This window comes from Odoribacter sp. AF15-53 (assembly GCF_003479425.1).
GTDB lineage: Bacteria > Bacteroidota > Bacteroidia > Bacteroidales > Marinifilaceae > Butyricimonas.
This window is the reverse complement of sequence record NZ_QUHC01000002.1, coordinates 650,512-668,605: the sequence shown is the minus strand read 5'-3', so window position 1 is coordinate 668,605 and position 18,094 is coordinate 650,512. Positions and strand designations below refer to the sequence as shown.

Here is an 18,094-nt window from a genome sequence, read left to right as displayed (position 1 = left end):
TGATTTTAATTTGTTTTTTCTAAGATATAAAAATGTGATTTATATTGTTCTCCTTTCAGTTCGCACCACCCGATGATACACAACTGGAGTGTATGGCGTGCCATGACATCCCGGGCGTATTCGGTCAGGAAGTCTGCCGGGTAGTCGGGACTGATGAAGAAGGTGTTTTCGCCTTGAATTTTGTAGCGAATGCAGAGTTCACCTAAAACCACGTTCGGTAAGGTATAGACGAACACGGCGGGACTGGCTTCCTTGTCTCCCATCTCGTCGATGATCTGCTGGTGCTTTTCGTCGGTATCGAGCGAGGAGGAGCGGTTTGAGAGGATAAGCCCGATTTCTAGGGGAGAACACGTTTTGTATCGTTCCGAGGTGGCGAGCAAATGAGTTGCCGTGATATATCCCAGTTTGCAGAGATCGTCCATTTTGTAAAACTTACGGTCATCTGTCGCCAGTTGTTTATAGGCTGTACGAATGAAAGTTGCGAATTCTTCCTTCGGATCGGTTTGTAATCGAATTTCCGAGTTCACCGTGATCGTGTTGTTGACAATGCTACACTCGCCCGTGATATGGCAGGATACGGGAAGCACGGATTTGACGGGTTTGGCGTGCGTGTTCAAGGCAAAGACGATCGCCCCGTTGCATCCCCCGAAGCCGGAAGCCGTTTTGACACATCGTTGCATGGAAACATGGCGATGTTCCGCGCTGATATTGACAGGTTTCGGGACTCCTAGTTCTTCGAATCCGAGAATCCCGAATACTTCGCCGGAGCGTAATTCCTCGAAACAGGCTATCGCTTCGATGATGCCCGAAGCCCCGAGGGTATGTCCCCAGTAGGATTTCAGGCTATTGAGCGGGGTATGTTCCAATCCGGCCCATTCCACGGCTTTGGATTCCATTTCGTCGTTGTAGACGGTGGCCGTGCCGTGCGTGTTTATAAATGAAATATCTTCCGGTTGCAGGTCGGTTTCGTCCATTGCCTGCCGGATCGCGTAGTAAAGCCCGTCGCCCGTGCGGGAGGGGCCCGAAATGTGATTGGCATCATTGGTGACGGCTCCTCCTTCGATGACTATCGGTTGGGACTCTTTCACCAGGCCGGAATCCGAAGTGATCAGGACACTGCCGCAGGCTTCTCCCAGGGAGAGGCCGTCCCGCTTCGAATCATACGGTCTGCATCTTTCCGGGCTGACGGATTTGAATGATTGAAAGCCCGTGATCACGAATCGGGTCAGTAAGTCGCCCCCGGTAACAAGGATATGTTTATATCTCCCCTGCCGGATGAGCCGGGAGGCTGTTACCAGTGCGGAAACTCCCGATATACAGGCGTTTGAAATTACTATCGGTTCGTGCGACGAGCCAAAATAAGCGGTAATCCGCCGTGCCATGAGGGAAAGGAGAGCAGCTTCGGTCCCGATATGATCAATGTTGCCTTTGGTGGTCGAAAAGATAAAACCGCAATCCGAGGCGGCGGGGTTGATCCCGCTTTGCCGGATGACATCCCCGAGCGAAAGGATAAACAGTTGTTCCATCCGGGTGTAATCCTGTAATTGATGTTCCCGTGCTGCTTGATTCAAGCGGGCCGCGTCGATTCGGGCTCCCATAAAAGGTTCATGGAACAGGCTCGTGTCGTCAATCCGGTAAATACCGGAGTGATATTGCCGGATGTTCTCCATGTTCTCAAGGGTGGTAAACCCTAGGGAGCTGATGATGTTGTCGGCCGTGGCGTATATCTTTACAGGATGTTCCATTGTTTTTTCCATTGTATGTAAAATTCCGGGTTGTTCAGTTCCAGTTGGCGGGTGTCTTTATCCATGAACACCTGCACGCTGGCGCCCGTGGCCATGACGGCTTGGTCGGAATCCCGGTAGATGGTATATTCGAATTGTATTTTCGCGGCATCGCAAGGTATATAGCGGGTTTCCACGGTAGCCGTTTCCCCGAATTGCAGTGATTGTTTGAAATACACGTTCAATTCCACGATCGGCACGAGATACCCGGCTCGAACCAGGTCGTGGTAGCCGATCCCGTAACGGCGTCCGAAGGCTTCGCGTCCGTCCTCGAAATAGCGGACGTATTCCCCGTGCCACACGACTTGCATGGCATCCACCTCGCTGAACCGGACCCGGATAGGAGTACGGTCCGTTAAGGCTCCTTCGTGTTCTTTCCTGCGTCTCATGATTCCTTTTTTAAAAAGATTTTAAGTTGTCCTTCGGCAATCAGGCGTTCGTTTACCCGTACGGTTGCCGAGATAAGCGTGATGTCGAAAATCTCCTGTTCGACCTTGATGGTCGTGTGAAGTTCTTCGCCCGCTCGCGGCCGGGTGTAAAGGTTCATTTTATTGACCGAGCCGATGAATCCCAGGGGGATCGGTTCGCCTTTTGTTTTATAGATGTACCCGACACGTGCGGCTGCCGATTGTGCGATATGTTCGATGATCCCGCATTCATCCAGTCGGCCGTCGTGGCAAAACAGGTTGTCGGCGGTGATGGTAAATCCCGTGTACGAGCCCTGTTCGTCCATCCCGTAGAAACGGTCGATCATGACCATGGGCGGCCTTTGTGGGATGAGTGAAAGAATCTCTTCCCCGCTGATCAATGGGGTCGTGAATGGGGTCGTGTCCATGATTATTTTAATTTACAGGTGACGATACTATGTCCTAGTCCCACCCCGTCGTGGATGGTTTCGATAATTAATCCGGCCTGGTCAATCAGGCGGAACATGTCCTCGGAATGGTACATTTTGCTGTTCCCGTTTGCCATTGCCGTGAAATAGAGGCTAATTTGAGCCAGACAGTAGGATGCGGTTTCGAAATGTTGCCTGTCCCAGAACGTCTCCATGATGTAGAGCCTGGTTTCCGGGGTCATGGAGCGGGCAGCCCGGGAAAGAATACTTAATACTTCCTCTTCCGAGAAACAATCCAGGAATTGACTCATCCAGATAGCGGAGAACGGGGCGGGGAAGGGTACTTCCGGGTCCAGTAAGTTGACTCCATGCCCGTGGATGCGGTCGGCTCCGGGTATTTCCCGTGTTTGTTGGCGCATCAGTTCCAGTTGTTGCGGCAAGTCCATGATCGTAACTTGTACATCGGGGGAGTATGCCACGCATTGTAAAGCCCAGCGTCCGGTGTTGCCTCCCACGTCGAGCAATGTCGGGGTAGGGCGGTTGAACACGATTTTCAGGGCTTCCGGGAAGGAGTTGTCCGAATAGAAGTGATCGAACCCGAACCAGCTTTTTTGCACTTGTTCCGGTAGGGAGGATAGTCCCTCGTAGATCGTGTCCCAAGTCCCGAATACCTTTAATCCTTCCGGTTTGCCGTTAAGTAAAGATTCTTCGAGGCGAAACATTCCCAGGTAGTTCACGTCGTGATTGAAATCCATGTTTATGCGGGTCATGGGGTTTGTCAGGAGAAACCAACCGACTTTCGACAGGAAGAAGCGTTCTTCTTTTAAAAGGACGGTTCCGATCGTGAGTGATGATTCGAGCAATACTTGTACGGCATAACGTGAAAGACGGGTTTTCTCGACGATCTCTTCTAGGGTTAATCCCTCTCGATGATCCCGCAGCATATCCAGTATCCCGAATTTGATCATCAGCCGGGATACCTGAAACACGACAGGGCCGGCGGCGATCTCTTCGGCCAGGCGTTGTGCCCGGCTGGCGGATAACCGATCTTTGGCGTATATTTCTTTCTGTGGAGAGGATAGTTTCATATCTTTTCGTGTTAAGCCCAGAAGTGATAGTAGTTAAACCATTGCTCCGGGTATTTTTTTACAATGGCTTCAAGTGAAGAGAGGTATTGACGAAGCAATTCTTCTTCTGGCTTGATGCCTTTATTTCTTTTCACGGGGTCTGCGATCCGGAAGTGGAACACGTAGCGCATTCCTTTTTCGCGGGTGGCAAAATAAAATATCACGGGAACACCGAGACGAGAAGCTAGCGTGTAAGGACCTGCCGGGAAACGTGCGTTTTCTCCCATGAAGGGAGCTTGTAGTGTCGGGGAGCCTTTCACGTAGCGATCTCCCTGGAAGCAGACGTGTTCCTGCCGATCTAAAGCGTCTTTAATTTTAAAGAGAGCGGTGAGATCACCTTCATTCACGGGAATGACCTTGTAGTTTTTCGTGTCCGTGTTTTCTTCCAGTATCTTTTTGATTTTCTGGTATTCAGCATCAAACATGACAATGTTCATCTTTTTCCCGTAATCTTTGAAAAAGGAAGCTCCGATTTCCCAGTTTCCCACGTGAGCCCCGATCATGATGACTCCTTGCTGTTGATTCAGCAGATCGAGAAATTTGGAATATTCTTCTCCGAAACTAAAGTTGTATTGTTGCTCCCGGCCGCATCCTATAGCGACTTTATCAATGAGGATTTGTCCCAGTCGATAGTAATTCCGCACGAGTAAACAGGCGGATTTTCGTCGATTGTATTTCAAGATATGTCTCGCGTACCACCACGTGCTTCGGGTGGCCTTGGGGGCGCACGGGATAAAATAGAGAACGACCAGACTCAAAAAGGCATAGGCTACTCTTACTCCTAATCGTTTTATCAGGAAAATGAAGAAGAGATAGCCGAACGAACCACCGCGGGTCCGGCCTTTCCAACCGGTGTCTTTATTTTGATTCATTAACCCGGGATTCTATAAAATCGTAGAAATCCTGAAAGGTTTTGATGCCGGCGAAATCTTGGGCTTTTAGCGTGAATCCGAAATTGTGTTCTATCAACACCACCATGTCAACCAGATCGAGACTGTCCAGCTCTAGCGTCTTCATTAAAGGGGCTTCCGGTTGGATTAGTTCGGCGTCGATTTCAAATTCTTCTGCTAGTGTTTCGCGTATTTTTTCAATTAATTCTGCGTTTGCCATTGGTATTTGGTATTTTATGATTTAAACTTTTTTAAAATGAGCGTGGAATTCGTGCCGCCGAACCCGAAAGAGTTGGACAAGACGGTATCTAGGCTCGTGTGAACGGTTTCTGCCGGGATATTCAGCAGAACGGAGGCTTCATCGGGTTCCTCGAAATTGATGTTCGGGGCAACAAAGTCGTTTTGCATCATGAGGATGGAGTATATGGCCTCGCTGGCCCCGGCCATCCACATTTCATGTCCGGTCATGGATTTGGTCGAGGTGACCGGGGGACGATATTCCCCGAACACGGCGGCGATTGCCTGAGCCTCGTTAAAATCCCCGATTGGCGTGGAGGTCGCGTGAGCATTAATATATTGTATGTCTTTGGCTGCCAATCCGGAATCTTTCAAAGCCATTTCCAGAGAACGGCGAGGGCCGTCCACGTTGGGCACGGAGATATGCTCCCCGTTGGAGGAGAAGCCGTAGCCTACCACCTCGGCGAGGATATGGGCACCCCGGCGTTTGGCTGATTCGTAGCTTTCCAGTATCAAGGTAGCCGCCCCTCCGCTAGGGACTAGCCCATCCCGTTTCCGATCGAAGGGACGGGAGGCTTTGGTCGGTTCGTCTTCCCGGATCGAGAAGGCCGATAAACCGTCAAAACTGCCTACCGAGTACATGTTGACTTCTTGAGCGCCGCCGCAAACAATGCTTTCTTGTAAACCGGAGCGGATTAAAAGGTAACCCATTCCGATCGCGTGCGAGCCGCTGGCACATGCCCCGGAGATCGTGAAGTTGACTCCCCGCAATTTGAAGATCACGGAAAGGTTCATGGTTACCGTGGAATTCATGCTTTGGAAAATCGAACCCGAACCGACGAGGGCCGTGTTGTGTTTTTCCCGGATAATATCCACGGCTTCGATCACGGGGGTAGTGCTACTGTCATTGCCGTAGAGTATCCCGACTTCGTTATTTAAAAGATACTCCTCGTCCATTCCCGCTTGTTGCAAGGCTTCGACGGTTGACAGGTAAGCATATTGCCCCTGCTCGGAGAGCGTGATCCGTTTCTTGCGATCGAGGATGCCTTTCAGTTCGGTTTTCTCCACGATGCCCGTGAGGGCGGAGCGATACCCGAATTCTTTGCGGACAGGGTCGATCCCGATGCCGGATTTACCGGTGTATAATGATGCTTTGACTTCTTCCTGATTTTTTCCGATGCAGGAATAAATTCCCATGCCTGTAATGACTACTCTATTCATAATTAAGTCAGGTATATAATCCGCCATTAATAGAAATAACTTCGCCCGTGATGTAGGAGGCCCCGGGTGAAACTAGAAACCCGACCAAGTCGGCTACCTCTTCGGGAGTCCCGAAACGTCCTGCCGGGATGAGTTTTTTTAATTCACCCTCGTCCAGGTCACTGGTCATGTCCGAGTGAATGAAACCGGGAGCCACCGCGTTCACGGTGACTTTCTTCTTGGCTACCTCTTGTGCCAGGGCTTTCGTGGCGGCGATCAGGCCTCCTTTGGCTGCCGAGTAGTTGGTTTGTCCCGGCAATCCCTTGATACCGGAGAGGGATACTATATTAATAATGCGTCCGAAACGTTTCGTGAGCATGTTTTTCAACAGGGGTTGCGTCACGTTGAAGAAACCGTTTAATCCGGTGTCTATCACTTTGTGCCACTCTTCTCCCGTCATCCATAACAGTAAATTGTCTTTTCGGATACCAGCGTTGTTTACCAGCACTTCAATGTACTCTTCGGGGTGGGATTGCATCCAGGTGGTCAATGCCGCGGTAACTCCGGCTGCGTCAATCACGTCGAATTTGAGCAGTTCCCCGTCCGAGCCTTTTTCCCGTACTTGTTGTAACGTGTTCTCGGCTTCCGTATCGTTGCTCCGGTAATTAATCAGGATGTGATATCCCATTTCGGCCAGTTTCAAACAAACTGCCCGACCGATACCTCTGCCTCCTCCTGTTACTAGTGCGTATTTCATATAATGTCTAAATTCTTTTCTTTTAAGTATTGGATCATCATGCTAATCTCCTTGTATTTCGGGGTGTCTTCCGTGAATTTCGGGAAGAAGGCCCGTATCTCGTGGTATATCGCCTGACTCCGGGGAGATAGTTTTTGCTGAATCTCCAGGTAGTCGATCGCCTGCACGATTGCCATGAAATGGATCGCCATCACCTGATAGGCGTTTTCGATGATCGTTTTGGCCAAGAGAGCGGAGTTTGTTCCCATGCTGACAATATCTTGGTTATCATTGTTGTTCGGGATGCTATGCACGTACATGGGATTGGACAAGGTTTGGCTCTCGGCAGTCGTCGAGGTCGCCGTGAATTGTGAGGCTTGCAAACCGTAGTTTAATCCTAACACGCCCAAATTCACAAACGGGGGGAGTATGCCGTTGATCCTGTCATGGAACAGGTAGTTCAACTGGCGCTCGGTAAGCATGGTCAGTTTGGTGATCCCGATCTTGAGCTTATCCATCTCGTAAGAGATATAATCCCCGTGGAAGTTACCCCCGTGATAGACATTCCGGGTTTCCGGGTCCACGATCGGGTTATCGCAAGCAGAGTTGATCTCGTTGATCAATACTTTTTCAGCATTCTCCAATTCGTCTAGGATCGGTCCCAGAACTTGCGGTACGCAACGGAGAGAATAGTAAGGCTGTACCTTGTGTTCGAAGATTTTTTCCACGTGCTTCTGGTACAATTCGTTCTCTCGCTTGCGGACGGAAGTACTGCCGTCTACCCATTGCCGCATGGCTGTTGCTATCCTTTGTTGCCCCTCGTGTCTCTTGGAGCCGTTTAATACCTCGGACATGAAATCGTCGTAGGATGAAGCGATTTCATTCATCATCACGGAGGCGATGATCGACCATGAAAGAATCTGTTTGGCGTAGATCAGGTTGACAACGCCTATTCCGGTCATCACGGAGGTTCCGTTTGTCACGGAAAGACCTTCCCGGATTTTCACGGTAAAAGGTTTTAATCCGGTTTCTTTCAAGATTTCTTTCGTGTCGCGGAGGTTACCCTTGTAGAACACTTCTCCCTCGCCGATCAGGGCTAGGGCCATGTGGGCCAGTTGGACCAGATCGCCGCTCGCACCGACACTCCCGTGTTCCGGGATATAGGGATAAATACCTTTGTTGATGAATTGCACGAGCAAGGAGACCAGTTCTTGATGTACGCCGGAATAACCCTGTAAAAACGTGGCTAGACGTGCGATCATGGCAGCTTTCACGTAAACGGGAGCCAGCGGTTGACCTGCCCCGGTAGAGTGACTGCGTATGATGTTGTATTGTAGTTGTTTCAATGAATTGTCCTCGATTCTATATTGAGCCATGGGCCCGAATCCGGTATTGATGCCGTAGATAACTTTTTCTTCCGAGAAAGATTTCAGGAAAGTATAGCAATGTTCTACCTTCGCCAAGATATCTTCAGATAGCACAAGTTGCTTATCTTCAAATAAGAGTGCTTTGATCTTGGATAATGTGATCAAAGAATCAGATTGAAATACGATTTGTGACATATAGCTGTTCTAATTTAAGGCAAAAGTAGTTTTTTTAAACGTAGCAAACAAGAGGGGGAAAGGTTAAGAGTGTTTTCAAGGTTTTAGAAAGTGTCTACAATGGATGGAGTGAATAAAATTGTGACTATAAGCCTTTGTAGGATAGTATTGTACGATTTTTCTTCTAAAAAAGAGTACAAAAACTCGATATTTTTATTCTAATATTAGAATATTTTTGATATCTTTGTATCATAGACAAATTAGAATATAGAGAGCAGCCGGTTTCGACAAGTCCATCACACCAGAATTCAATCACTTGTCTCATCAATACCATATCATCGCCGGCTGCTTTCACTTTTACTTTCTTCCCGTGTAAATCCGTACCGTGTTTATTTGACCCAGATCAATTTGACTTGTCATGTAAATCTGTAATTTCGCGTTGAAATTGGGAAACTATGATAAAAGCTGTATTTTTTGATATTGACGGGACGTTGGTCAGCTTCAAGACACATCGTGTTCCGGAATCTACCGTGAAGGCTATCGCCGCTCTTCGAGACCGGGGTGTCCGGGTTTTCGTGGCCAGTGGAAGGCATTTGCTGTCGATTAATAATTTAGGTGATTTGCAGTTTGACGGTTATATCACGCTGAACGGCGGGTATTGCATGGTGGGAGAGCGGGTTGTCTACAAACATAGTATTCCTCCGGAAGATATTTCTTCCGTGGTGCGATATATGGAGCAAACGGAAGAGTTTCCGTGTATTTTCGTGCATGAACACGCGCTCTACATGAATTACACGAACGAATTGACGAAGGATGTTTTCCGGATGTTGAATTTCCCGGAACCTCCTTGTGTCTCTTTGCGGGAAGCCGCGAAAGGAGAAATATTTCAACTTGTCGCGTTTTTTACCCGGGAGCAGGAAGGGGCGATTATGTCGGTCATGCCGTGTAGTGAGGCTACTCGCTGGAACCCGCTTTTCACGGATGTTATTCCCCGCGGGAGTAGCAAACAGGTTGGCGTGGATAAGATTATCGAGTATTTCGGAATCCCGCTGGAGGAAACGATGGCTTTCGGGGATGGGGGAAACGACATACCTATGTTGAGACACGTGGGTATTGGGGTGGCTATGGGGAACGCCGAGAATGACGTGAAACAAGTTGCCGATTACGTGACGGCATCCGTGGATGAAGATGGAATTGAAAAGGCTTTACGGCATTTCGGGGTGATTTGAGCGTGGTCTGAGTTTTTTGTAGGTACGGTAGATTTCCCTTATCCACAGGAATGCAATAAGCGGGGCGATGATGACGATTAGTTTGTTGTAGGTGTAAGCCTCCTCGAATCTGAAATAGAGCAACGAGAATATTGATCTTGTTGTACCACATCCCCAGCATTCTTTATCGAACAAGAGCCTGAACAAACATATCGGCACGTGATTTTCGGTAAAGATGAACTTTGTCGGGACAAGGTACAACGAGATTGGAAATAGAATGAAGAAGAAAAACTTGATTCTATAAAATATCATATTTTCACGGGCTTCCCGAATTCATCCGTGAATGAACCCGTGCATATCATGATTAAATCAATCAAGGCCCAAATACCGCATCCCCCGCAGGTGAGCAATTGCAGGATTCCCGTTCCGATCTTGCCGACATAGAAACGGTGAGCACCAAGCCCGCCAAGCAGAAGACATAAAAGAAGAGTTGCCAGTCCGCTTTTTTCACTTACTCCCGGGTTCGGGATTGGATTCTGGCTTGATGTCGAACAACCGCATTTGATACAAATGACCGCTTTGTCATCTATTTCCGCACCACAATTTTTACAATACATCGTTGTATGTTTAAGTTAATACTGATAATTCCACACACGTGATCCACTCTCCGCTCAGGAGGAGGATGTTCATGTATTACAAAAATAAATATATTATTCTGAATTTCAAAATGTAAACTTTGTATGGTGAGTATTTAAAAAGAACAAGAGACGAATCATTCATACACGGATTACGAGTATATATTCCAAAATTATAGGTTTATTGTTGGGGGACAGTAAAAAGACAAAGTAATCGTGTTTTTTTGATTGTTTTAAAATATTATTTCTATATTTAAGACGTTGAAAAGTGTTAGTTAATGATGTTTCAATCAGAAGAAAATATAATTCAAGATTTTATTGACGGGAAAGAGTACGCTTTTAAAGAGATTTACGAGAGGAATGTTTCTACTTTGCGTTATTTTGGGAATAAATATTTACCCGATGAACGATTGATAGAGGATATCCTTCAGGATACTTTTGTATCACTTTGGGAAAATAGGAAAAGGTTTTGCAATGAACTTACGATAAAAAGTTTCTTGTATACGAGTGTAAAAAATCGCTGCTTGAATACTCTTCGTCATGAAAAAATCAAACAAAGATATGCGGAAGAGTTTGTGGAAGAGCCACAAGAAAGTTTTCTTGAAAAAGTAATTGAAACAGAACTTTTCGAAATGCTACATTATATATTTGAAGAGTTGCCTCCTGCTTGTAAAGAAGTGTATCAACTCAGTCTGGAAGGGAAAAAACACGAAGAGATTGCCAGCCTGCTAAATATTTCTATCAATACGGTAAAGAAATACAAGAATAATGCCAATCATTATATGCGCAAGCGGGTCAAGGATTTCAGACTTTTTTTATTATTGTTAAAGGCTTGGGATTCATCAAATAATGTATAAAATAATTATTTTTTTTGTATATCACTATACACCAAATGAAGATTCGAGTGTTTTAAGTGTAAAAATAGCAAATTATGGACTTTCACTTAGAACATCACATTGCAGAACTTTTATTAAAAAGTCTACGGGATGAATTATCTGATCTCGAGCGGGAAGAATTGTATTGCTGGAAATCCGGCTCCCCGGAACGTAAAGCTCTTTTTTTACGTGTACAGGAAGATGAATATATAGACCGAGAATTAACGATTTATATCCAAGGTAAAAAGAAAAATCCTGTTCTGTGGGAACAGGTGCGTAAACATAGCATTCTGCGCAAGAAGAGAAAGTTCGTACGTTTATTAGGTTGGGGGGCCGTGGCCGCTAGCGTGTTATTAATAATAGGTATTTCTTTCTTTATTCGGGATGAACAAGAGATTGCTCCGGTTGTGATTCAAACGGTATCTCCGGGAAGTTATAAGGCGATATTACTTACGGATAATGGGAAAGAAATTGAACTTTCTGATTCTGGGCAGGTGATTCTCGGGCAAGGAATTCTGGCATCCGATAATCAATTGGACTATGCTCATGCTGAAGAGGAATTGGTATCGGAATTCCATACGTTAAAAATTCCCAGGGGTGGAGAGTATCGTTTGAAGCTATCGGATGGAACCATCGTGTTCTTAAATTCTGAAAGTGAACTTCGTTACCCGATCAATTTTGGAACGATATCTCGCGAAGTGGAGTTGCAAGGTGAAGCTTTCTTCGACGTGGCCGAGGATTTGCAAAGGCCGTTTATTGTAAAAGCGGAACAGATGTATGTGAAAGTATTGGGAACTTCTTTTAATGTGAATACTTATGATAAGGATTATATCGAAACGGTTCTAGTGAGAGGTTCTGTCGGGGTTCAAGTGAATGGTGATAGTCAAGAATGGCGGATCCGACCCAATGAATTGGCTCGTTTGGACCGGAAAAGTAAAACGGTAGAAGTGAAAGAAGTGGATATTTTGCCTTACGTGACTTGGAAGGAGGGACATTTTTTATTCAAAAATCAAAGTTTAGAACAAATAATGAACATCATGGCTCGCTGGTATGATATAGAAGTTGAGTTTCAAGATGAGTCTATAAGAAATCTTCATTTTACCGGGGATATCAAACGACATGCGGATTTTTCTGTTATACTGAAAGCGTTAACTTCCTCCGTGGATGTCGATTACAAACTGAATGGTCGTGAATTGATCCTGTATATGAAATAAATAAACGGAAGGTGCGGGAACACCCTCCGCTTTTTACTCTCTTCAATGTGCAACGGGAATTGCCAATAAAGAGAATTAATAAATTAAAGTAATTCAAAGTTATGAAAAAAAAATGGTATTTACTTCTTTTTCCGAGTCATCGGAATAGAAAAATTTTAGGGATTATGAGATGGAATATCGTATTGATCCTTGTCTGTGTGTTACAAGTGACAGCCATCGGGGCTACGGCGCAAGAGAAGGTATCTTTGAATCTGAAAGATGTTTCCGCGGAACAAGTGTTTCGGGAAATTAAACGTCAAACGAAATTTGATTTCGTGTATAATGAAGAGCAATGCAGGAATTTGGGGAAAATGAGCGTGAACGTGAAGGATGAACCCGTGGACAAGGTGTTGAATATGCTACTTTTAGATAAAGGATTTTCATGGGACTTGCTTGAAGGGGGGATTATTCTGATTAAGGTGCAAAGTAAATCCCCGGAAAAAAAACCGGAATTTAAAATTACAGGGAAAGTGACGGATGAGAATGGAGGGCCTTTACCGGGTGTTGCCGTCTTGATTAAAGGTACGACAATAGGAGTGGCCACGGATGCTGACGGTGTGTTCTCCTTGGTACTTCCTAAGGATTCGGTTGTTTTAGTGTTTTCTTTTATCGGGATGGAGACGCAACAGGTGACAGTTCCTAAGTTTAAAGCTGGTGAATACCATAAAGAACTGAAGATTACGATGCATGAAGAGAAGGTTGCGTTGGAAGATGTCGTGGTTACCGGAATTTTTACTCGTAAAAAGGAAAGTTTTACGGGATCGGCTTCAACCTACACGGCTGCAGAATTGAAGACTATGGGGACGCAAAATGTCTTGCAAAGTTTGAAGACACTTGATCCCGCTTTCGCGATTATAGAGGATAATCAATTCGGGTCGGATCCCAATCGTTTGCCAAACATGGAGATCCGGGGAAAGTCAAGTGTGTTGGGATTACGTGACGAGTTGGATGCCGATCCTAATCAACCTTTGTTCATTCTGGACGGGTTCGAATCATCATTGGCTGTAATTAATGATTTGGATATTAATCGTATAGAATCTATTACGATATTAAAGGATGCGGCTTCAACTGCTATTTACGGATCGAAAGCTGCTAACGGGGTTGTTGTGGTAGAAACGGTGAAACCTAAATCGGGAGAACTTCAGGTGAGTTATAACGGGAATCTCAATCTTTCTATGCCGGATTTGACCAGTTATAATTTGATGAATGCAAGGGAAAAATTGGAATTTGAGAAATTGGCGGGAGGGTATTCTCCGGCTAATTGGAGTGCGGAAAAAGAAATTGAATTGAATGAATTGTATAACAAGAAATTGGAAGCTATCGAGAGTGGGGTAAACACTTACTGGTTGGCCGAACCGTTACGCACGGGAGTAAATCAAAAACATTCTTTGTACGTGCAAGGTGGTGAAGGCCGTTTTCTTTTTGGTTTGGGTGTCGGGTATAACGGTATTTCCGGGGTGATGAAAGAGTCTTTGCGTGAAATCATCAGCGGTAATATTGATTTGATCTATCGGATGGAAAAGTTTCAATTTTCTAACAAGTTTTCGATTAACGTGACGGATATAGAGAATCCTGTTGTACCTTTTCAATCCTACGCGGAAGCGAATCCTTATTTCAAGAAACGGAATAAGGATGGAATTGTCGAGAAATGGTTGGAGAAAAATGATTATTTTGAAGCGTCCAACCCGCTGTGGAATGACAATTTGAATAGTCGCAATGAGGGAAAGAACGTTTCATTGAGTAATTATTTCGTGGCAGAATATTTTCCCACGACAGAATGGCGTGTACGTGCCCGGTTGGGAATAACATACGGGAACAATGATACAGAGGTATTTTATTCCCCGGAGGACACGCGTTTTGAAGATACGGAAGCCTTGAAGAAGGGGGAATATACTTCAACGAATACCCGGTTGAATCAAGCGGAAGGGGAACTTAGCGTGACCTGGGCTAAAGTGTTGGGAGTCCATCGGATCAATTTGGTCGCCGGGGGAAATTTCAATGCAAGCAAGTCTTTGGTTCAGGGGTATTCGGCACAAGGTTTCCCTGATGGGGATTTTACCTATCCTTCTTTCTCGAACGGATACCCGGAACACGGAATTCCCACGTTTTACGAGAGTGTTTCTCGCTCTTTGAACGGTTATTTTAACGTTGGGTATTCATTTGACGATCGTTATCTGATGGATTTTAGTTTGCGTAGCAGCGGGTCTTCCGTGTTCGGATCTTCTAAAAAATACAACACGACCTGGTCTGTCGGTTTGGGATGGAATCTGCACAAGGAGAAATTTATCATGAATAACTTTAATTGGATTAATTTGTTGAAATTGAGGGCTTCTGTCGGTAATCCCGGAAATCAAAATTACGACTCGGCCCAAACATTGTTGACTTATGTATTCCAATATGGTTCGATGAATTATTTCGGGTTAGGTGCAATCTTGAATCAGGTGGGTAATCCTGATTTGAAGTGGCAAACCACGTTGGATAAAAATTTTGGTATTGACATTACTTTGTTGAACAGGCGTTTAAATATCACGGTTGACTATTTTCATAAAGTGACGGACCCGCTTCTGATACGGATTGGGATGCCGTTGTCTTCTGGAACACCAACTTATATGACGAATGCCGGAGAACAAACCTCTCAAGGAGTGACGGCTACTGCTTCTTACTATATTATTCAGAATTTTGATAAACGTTTTTCGTGGTTGGTACGTGCCAACCTGCGTACGCAGAAAACACGAATCGACAAGATTGGGGACAAATTGTCGTTGCTCAACGCGAGCGGAAAGGGAGCCAATACGGTTCGGTATTATGACGGGGCGGACCCGGATGATATTTGGGCTGTAAAATCGGTGGGTATTGACCCGGCGAATGGTAAAGAGTTATTTTACGATGAAAATGGAAATTACACGTATGATTTCTCATATGATGATGAGGTTATTTGCGGTAATACTCGTCCGAAAATAGAGGGGGTAGTGGGAACGTCTTTGAATTGGAAAGGATTGTCGCTCAGTTTGAATTTCCGTTATCAATTGGGAGCGGATGTGTTTAATGAAGCTTTGTTCAATAAAGTTGAGAATATCTCAACCGAGGGATTGAATAAAAATCAGGATAAACGAGCACTTTACGAACGTTGGCAAAAAGCGGGTGATATTGTGCGTTTTAAAAACATCGCTAATGCCGCATCCACTCCAATGTCTTCCCGGTTCGTGCAAGAGGAGAACGTGTTGACGTTGGAATCTGTGTATCTTGGTTACGAGTTTTATGACGGTTGGATTCAGAAGCTCGGTTTAAGTAATCTAAAACTGCAGGTTTCTATGCGTGATGTATTTAGAGCATCTTCTATTAAGTCTGAGAGAGGTATTTCTTATCCTTTTGCTCGGAGTTTGGAAGCAGGATTATCGTTTAATTTTTAAAAAACAAGTGGTATGAAATTACATGTTATCATATATTTAAGCCTGTTGTTGTTCGCGGGAAGCGGGTGTTCGGACTTTTTGGACGTGCAGCCCAAGGATAAACAGTCCGAGGAACAACTTTTTGCTACGCGTGGCGGTTTCTATACAGCCGTAAACGGGATATATAATAAATTAGCCGGTTCAACACTTTACGGCAAGAATCTTACTTACGAGATGATTGATATCCTCGCTTTTCGTTACACGCCGCTATCCGTGAATAAATATTATACAGCTTTAGTGAAACCGGATTACACGGATGAAACTGTTGAGGCTAATTTGTCGAGTATTTGGTCGTCAGCTTACGCCACGATCTTAAATTGTAACGTGTTGCTTAAAAACTTGGAGATTAGTACCGGGGTATTAAACGAGCAGGAAAAGAAGGTGTTGACGGGAGAGGCTTTGGCCTTGCGCGCTTTCTTGCATTTGGATATGTTGCGCTTGTTTGGTCCCGTGTATGTGAAAAATCCGTCTGCGGAGGCAATCCCTTATAATGAATCGGATAAAGTTTCGGCGTTACCTATATTGGCGGCCGATACGGTAATGGGACGAGTGTTGCGGGATATTAATGCCGCAGAACAACTGCTTAAGGGGAATGATCCCGTGATCGAACAGGGGGCTATGGCTTCACTGGAAGAAGATCAGGAAGTGTACTTGCGCTATCGTCAATTGCGATTCAATTATTATGCTGTTTTGGCATTAAAAGCCCGGGCGTATTTGTATGCAGGGGATAAAGCGAATGCATTAACGGCAGCTCGCCAGTTGTTGACAGATGAAAATGTGGCTAAACATTTTCCCGCGGTGGATCCGAATAAATTGTTAGCTAACCAAAGAACTCCCGATCGGGTTTTCTCTACCGAGGTATTGATGGGGTTCTATGATAAAGCCCGGGCAGATATTTACACGTATTATTTTGATGACGAGACAGCCGGGAATAATTTCTTACAGCCTAAACCCAATTTCGTGTTGAGTAGTCTTTTTGGCAACGAGAGTCCGGATTATCGTTATCAAACACATTGGAAAACCGCTACTAGCGTGGGGGTACAGGGAGATATTTTTATAAAGTATAAAAAGATTGATAAACCTAAAGACGAGAAGAATCCCGATAAGCCGGACAAGGATTTGGAATATTTTCATGCCGTGTTGATGCCATTAATCCGTTTGAGTGAGGTATACTACATCGCGGCCGAATGTGAACCCGTTCTAGCAGATGGATACGAGTGGTTGAGTCAAATACGGGCTAAACGCGGTTTACCAGCTTTGCCCGTGAATAGTGAAAGAGATTTGCGAACGAAATTGAATAACGAATATGCACGTGAATTCTGGGGAGAAGGACAAACTTTCTTCTTGCACAAGAGGTTAAATACGGATTACTTGTGGATTGATGAAGCGGGATATAATTATAATGGAGCGAATTATTTTGAGTTTACCATTCCGTTACCGGCGGGAGAAATTGAAAATCGTTAAAAACAAGAATTATGAAATTGAGAATATTATTATTTGCGCTAATATCATTTCCCTTTTTGTGGAGTTGCGATAAAAAAGAAATTCCAGTGTTCGCTAGCGATGATGCAGGAATTTATTTCCAGAGATTGACAAATGCTGTTTATGGTAGTACAACGGAATATTATGGTGATTCGACCGATTTTTCTTTTGCCGGAGCGAATGCTTATTATAGGAGTCACATGCTGTATGCACCTGTTTTGACCATGGGGAAAGTGGTCGATTATGACCGGCCATTTAAGGTTGTCGTTGATATGGAAGAAACGACAGCTGTTGAAGGGAAAGATTTCGAGATCGAGTTAGACTCGCTGGTAATTAAGGCTGGAACAAGTAAAGCGGAGGTGCCGGTTCGTATCATACGCACGGAGACTTTATTAGAGAAAACGTTGAAAATAGTGCTTCGTTTGCAAGAGAATGAACATTTTAAATGTTATCTGGAAACCTATAAAAACACGAATCTTTACACGGCAAAAGGAGAGCAAATTAGTGGTGTTCGTTATGTTTTCACATTTAACGAGATGTATACGCAACCCAATTTCTGGAAAAATTACGCGGAAAAGGACTATTTTGGAGAATGGACGGCAAAGAAGTATCAGGTGGTGAATCAAGTGTGCGGGTTAACCCCGATAGATTGGCAATATGCTAACTCTTACGGGTATAAAATGCAATCTGCACGACTTCCCTTCTTCGCTCGAACCGTGCGAATTTATTTACAAGAGCAGGCTGATGCGGGAAATCCTGTAACGGATTCGGATGGGAAGTATATGCAATTGGCCCCGAACTACGAGGTGGATTATTCTGATTATCAATAATTGTTTAAAGAA

General features: G+C 45.1%; 17 protein-coding genes. 6 read left to right on the top strand and 11 right to left on the bottom strand.

Annotation, left to right across the window (positions count from 1 at the left end):
* Window positions 1–5 precede the first annotated feature (5 nt).
* Genes DWW52_RS07240 through hutH form a run of 9 tightly spaced genes read right to left on the bottom strand, consistent with a single transcriptional unit; the run spans window position 6 to window position 8,371 of the window.
* On the bottom strand, window positions 6–1,745 hold the full coding sequence (locus DWW52_RS07240) for a beta-ketoacyl synthase N-terminal-like domain-containing protein (protein ID WP_118714786.1): 1,740 nt from the start codon (window positions 1,743–1,745) through the stop codon (window positions 6–8).
* Complete coding sequence (locus DWW52_RS07235) at window positions 1,730–2,173, bottom strand: thioesterase family protein (protein ID WP_118714785.1); 444 nt, start codon at window positions 2,171–2,173, stop codon at window positions 1,730–1,732. The genes DWW52_RS07240 and DWW52_RS07235 overlap by 16 nt, the downstream gene beginning before the upstream one ends.
* Window positions 2,170–2,619 carry a hydroxymyristoyl-ACP dehydratase gene (locus tag DWW52_RS07230; RefSeq protein ID WP_118714784.1) on the bottom strand — a complete coding sequence of 150 codons (450 nt, stop codon included), beginning with the start codon at window positions 2,617–2,619 and terminating at the stop codon, window positions 2,170–2,172. The genes DWW52_RS07235 and DWW52_RS07230 overlap by 4 nt, the downstream gene beginning before the upstream one ends.
* 2 nt (window positions 2,620–2,621) lie before the next feature.
* On the bottom strand, window positions 2,622–3,707 hold the full coding sequence (locus DWW52_RS07225; RefSeq protein WP_118714783.1) for a class I SAM-dependent methyltransferase: 1,086 nt from the start codon (window positions 3,705–3,707) through the stop codon (window positions 2,622–2,624).
* Window positions 3,708–3,718: 11 nt separating this feature from the next.
* Entirely contained in the window at window positions 3,719–4,618 is a 900-nt protein-coding gene (locus DWW52_RS07220) for an acyltransferase (RefSeq protein ID WP_118714782.1), read from the bottom strand.
* On the bottom strand, window positions 4,605–4,856 hold the full coding sequence (locus tag DWW52_RS07215) for an acyl carrier protein (protein ID WP_118714781.1): 252 nt from the start codon (window positions 4,854–4,856) through the stop codon (window positions 4,605–4,607). Before DWW52_RS07215 ends, DWW52_RS07220 begins: the two co-directional genes overlap by 14 nt.
* 14 nt (window positions 4,857–4,870) lie before the next feature.
* On the bottom strand, window positions 4,871–6,094 hold the full coding sequence (locus DWW52_RS07210) for a beta-ketoacyl synthase (protein WP_118714780.1): 1,224 nt from the start codon (window positions 6,092–6,094) through the stop codon (window positions 4,871–4,873).
* A 7-nt stretch (window positions 6,095–6,101) separates the two neighbouring features.
* Entirely contained in the window at window positions 6,102–6,830 is a 729-nt protein-coding gene (gene fabG / locus DWW52_RS07205; RefSeq protein ID WP_118714779.1) for a 3-oxoacyl-ACP reductase FabG, read from the bottom strand.
* Window positions 6,827–8,371 (bottom strand): histidine ammonia-lyase, encoded by a 1,545-nt coding sequence (gene hutH / locus DWW52_RS07200; protein ID WP_118714778.1) that lies wholly within the window; start codon window positions 8,369–8,371, stop codon window positions 6,827–6,829. Before hutH ends, fabG begins: the two co-directional genes overlap by 4 nt.
* Before the next feature lie 434 nt (window positions 8,372–8,805).
* On the opposite strand from hutH, the gene DWW52_RS07195 reads away from it, so the two are divergent.
* The gene (locus DWW52_RS07195) at window positions 8,806–9,579 is read left to right on the top strand and encodes a Cof-type HAD-IIB family hydrolase (RefSeq protein ID WP_118714777.1); all 774 of its coding nucleotides are present in this window, start codon (window positions 8,806–8,808) and stop codon (window positions 9,577–9,579) included.
* On the opposite strand, the gene DWW52_RS21370 is transcribed toward DWW52_RS07195, so the two are convergent.
* Together DWW52_RS21370 and DWW52_RS07185 are read right to left on the bottom strand one after the other, a co-directional pair.
* Window positions 9,556–9,870 (bottom strand): DUF2752 domain-containing protein, encoded by a 315-nt coding sequence (locus DWW52_RS21370; protein ID WP_118714776.1) that lies wholly within the window; start codon window positions 9,868–9,870, stop codon window positions 9,556–9,558. The genes DWW52_RS07195 and DWW52_RS21370 overlap by 24 nt on opposite strands.
* Window positions 9,867–10,175 (bottom strand): TM2 domain-containing protein, encoded by a 309-nt coding sequence (locus DWW52_RS07185; protein ID WP_118714775.1) that lies wholly within the window; start codon window positions 10,173–10,175, stop codon window positions 9,867–9,869. Before DWW52_RS07185 ends, DWW52_RS21370 begins: the two co-directional genes overlap by 4 nt.
* A 296-nt stretch (window positions 10,176–10,471) precedes the next feature.
* Between DWW52_RS07185 and DWW52_RS07180 the strand changes: the two genes are divergently transcribed.
* The 5 genes from DWW52_RS07180 to DWW52_RS07160 all read left to right on the top strand — a co-directional run bounded on the left by DWW52_RS07180 (window position 10,472) and on the right by DWW52_RS07160 (window position 18,082).
* Window positions 10,472–11,050 (top strand): RNA polymerase sigma-70 factor, encoded by a 579-nt coding sequence (locus DWW52_RS07180; RefSeq protein ID WP_233556752.1) that lies wholly within the window; start codon window positions 10,472–10,474, stop codon window positions 11,048–11,050.
* Window positions 11,051–11,124: 74 nt separating this feature from the next.
* Window positions 11,125–12,282, top strand: coding sequence for a FecR family protein (locus DWW52_RS07175; protein ID WP_118714774.1), 1,158 nt, complete (start codon window positions 11,125–11,127; stop codon window positions 12,280–12,282).
* A 164-nt stretch (window positions 12,283–12,446) separates the two neighbouring features.
* On the top strand, window positions 12,447–15,731 hold the full coding sequence (locus DWW52_RS07170; protein WP_118714990.1) for a SusC/RagA family TonB-linked outer membrane protein: 3,285 nt from the start codon (window positions 12,447–12,449) through the stop codon (window positions 15,729–15,731).
* 12 nt (window positions 15,732–15,743) lie between these two features.
* Window positions 15,744–17,234, top strand: a complete 1,491-nt coding sequence (locus DWW52_RS07165; RefSeq protein ID WP_118714773.1) for a RagB/SusD family nutrient uptake outer membrane protein — start codon at window positions 15,744–15,746, stop codon at window positions 17,232–17,234.
* A gap of 11 nt (window positions 17,235–17,245) precedes the next feature.
* Window positions 17,246–18,082: a DUF4843 domain-containing protein gene (locus DWW52_RS07160; protein ID WP_118714772.1), complete on the top strand. Its 837-nt coding sequence runs from the start codon at window positions 17,246–17,248 to the stop codon at window positions 18,080–18,082.
* Window positions 18,083–18,094 lie beyond the last annotated feature (12 nt).

Coding starts and splice junctions, on each gene's coding strand:
- DWW52_RS07225 (WP_118714783.1), bottom strand. CDS start 3,707: ATGAAACTATCCTCTCCACAGAAAGAAATATACGCCAAAGATCGGTTA.
- DWW52_RS07185 (WP_118714775.1), bottom strand. CDS start 10,175: ATGTATTGTAAAAATTGTGGTGCGGAAATAGATGACAAAGCGGTCATT.
- DWW52_RS07195 (WP_118714777.1), top strand. CDS start 8,806: ATGATAAAAGCTGTATTTTTTGATATTGACGGGACGTTGGTCAGCTTC.
- DWW52_RS07215 (WP_118714781.1), bottom strand. CDS start 4,856: ATGGCAAACGCAGAATTAATTGAAAAAATACGCGAAACACTAGCAGAA.
- hutH (WP_118714778.1), bottom strand. CDS start 8,371: ATGTCACAAATCGTATTTCAATCTGATTCTTTGATCACATTATCCAAG.
- fabG (WP_118714779.1), bottom strand. CDS start 6,830: ATGAAATACGCACTAGTAACAGGAGGAGGCAGAGGTATCGGTCGGGCA.
- DWW52_RS07175 (WP_118714774.1), top strand. CDS start 11,125: ATGGACTTTCACTTAGAACATCACATTGCAGAACTTTTATTAAAAAGT.
- DWW52_RS07210 (WP_118714780.1), bottom strand. CDS start 6,094: ATGAATAGAGTAGTCATTACAGGCATGGGAATTTATTCCTGCATCGGA.
- DWW52_RS21370 (WP_118714776.1), bottom strand. CDS start 9,870: ATGATATTTTATAGAATCAAGTTTTTCTTCTTCATTCTATTTCCAATC.
- DWW52_RS07170 (WP_118714990.1), top strand. CDS start 12,447: ATGAGATGGAATATCGTATTGATCCTTGTCTGTGTGTTACAAGTGACA.
- DWW52_RS07165 (WP_118714773.1), top strand. CDS start 15,744: ATGAAATTACATGTTATCATATATTTAAGCCTGTTGTTGTTCGCGGGA.
- DWW52_RS07180 (WP_233556752.1), top strand. CDS start 10,472: ATGATGTTTCAATCAGAAGAAAATATAATTCAAGATTTTATTGACGGG.
- DWW52_RS07235 (WP_118714785.1), bottom strand. CDS start 2,173: ATGAGACGCAGGAAAGAACACGAAGGAGCCTTAACGGACCGTACTCCT.
- DWW52_RS07220 (WP_118714782.1), bottom strand. CDS start 4,618: ATGAATCAAAATAAAGACACCGGTTGGAAAGGCCGGACCCGCGGTGGT.
- DWW52_RS07240 (WP_118714786.1), bottom strand. CDS start 1,745: ATGGAACATCCTGTAAAGATATACGCCACGGCCGACAACATCATCAGC.
- DWW52_RS07160 (WP_118714772.1), top strand. CDS start 17,246: ATGAAATTGAGAATATTATTATTTGCGCTAATATCATTTCCCTTTTTG.
- DWW52_RS07230 (WP_118714784.1), bottom strand. CDS start 2,619: ATGGACACGACCCCATTCACGACCCCATTGATCAGCGGGGAAGAGATT.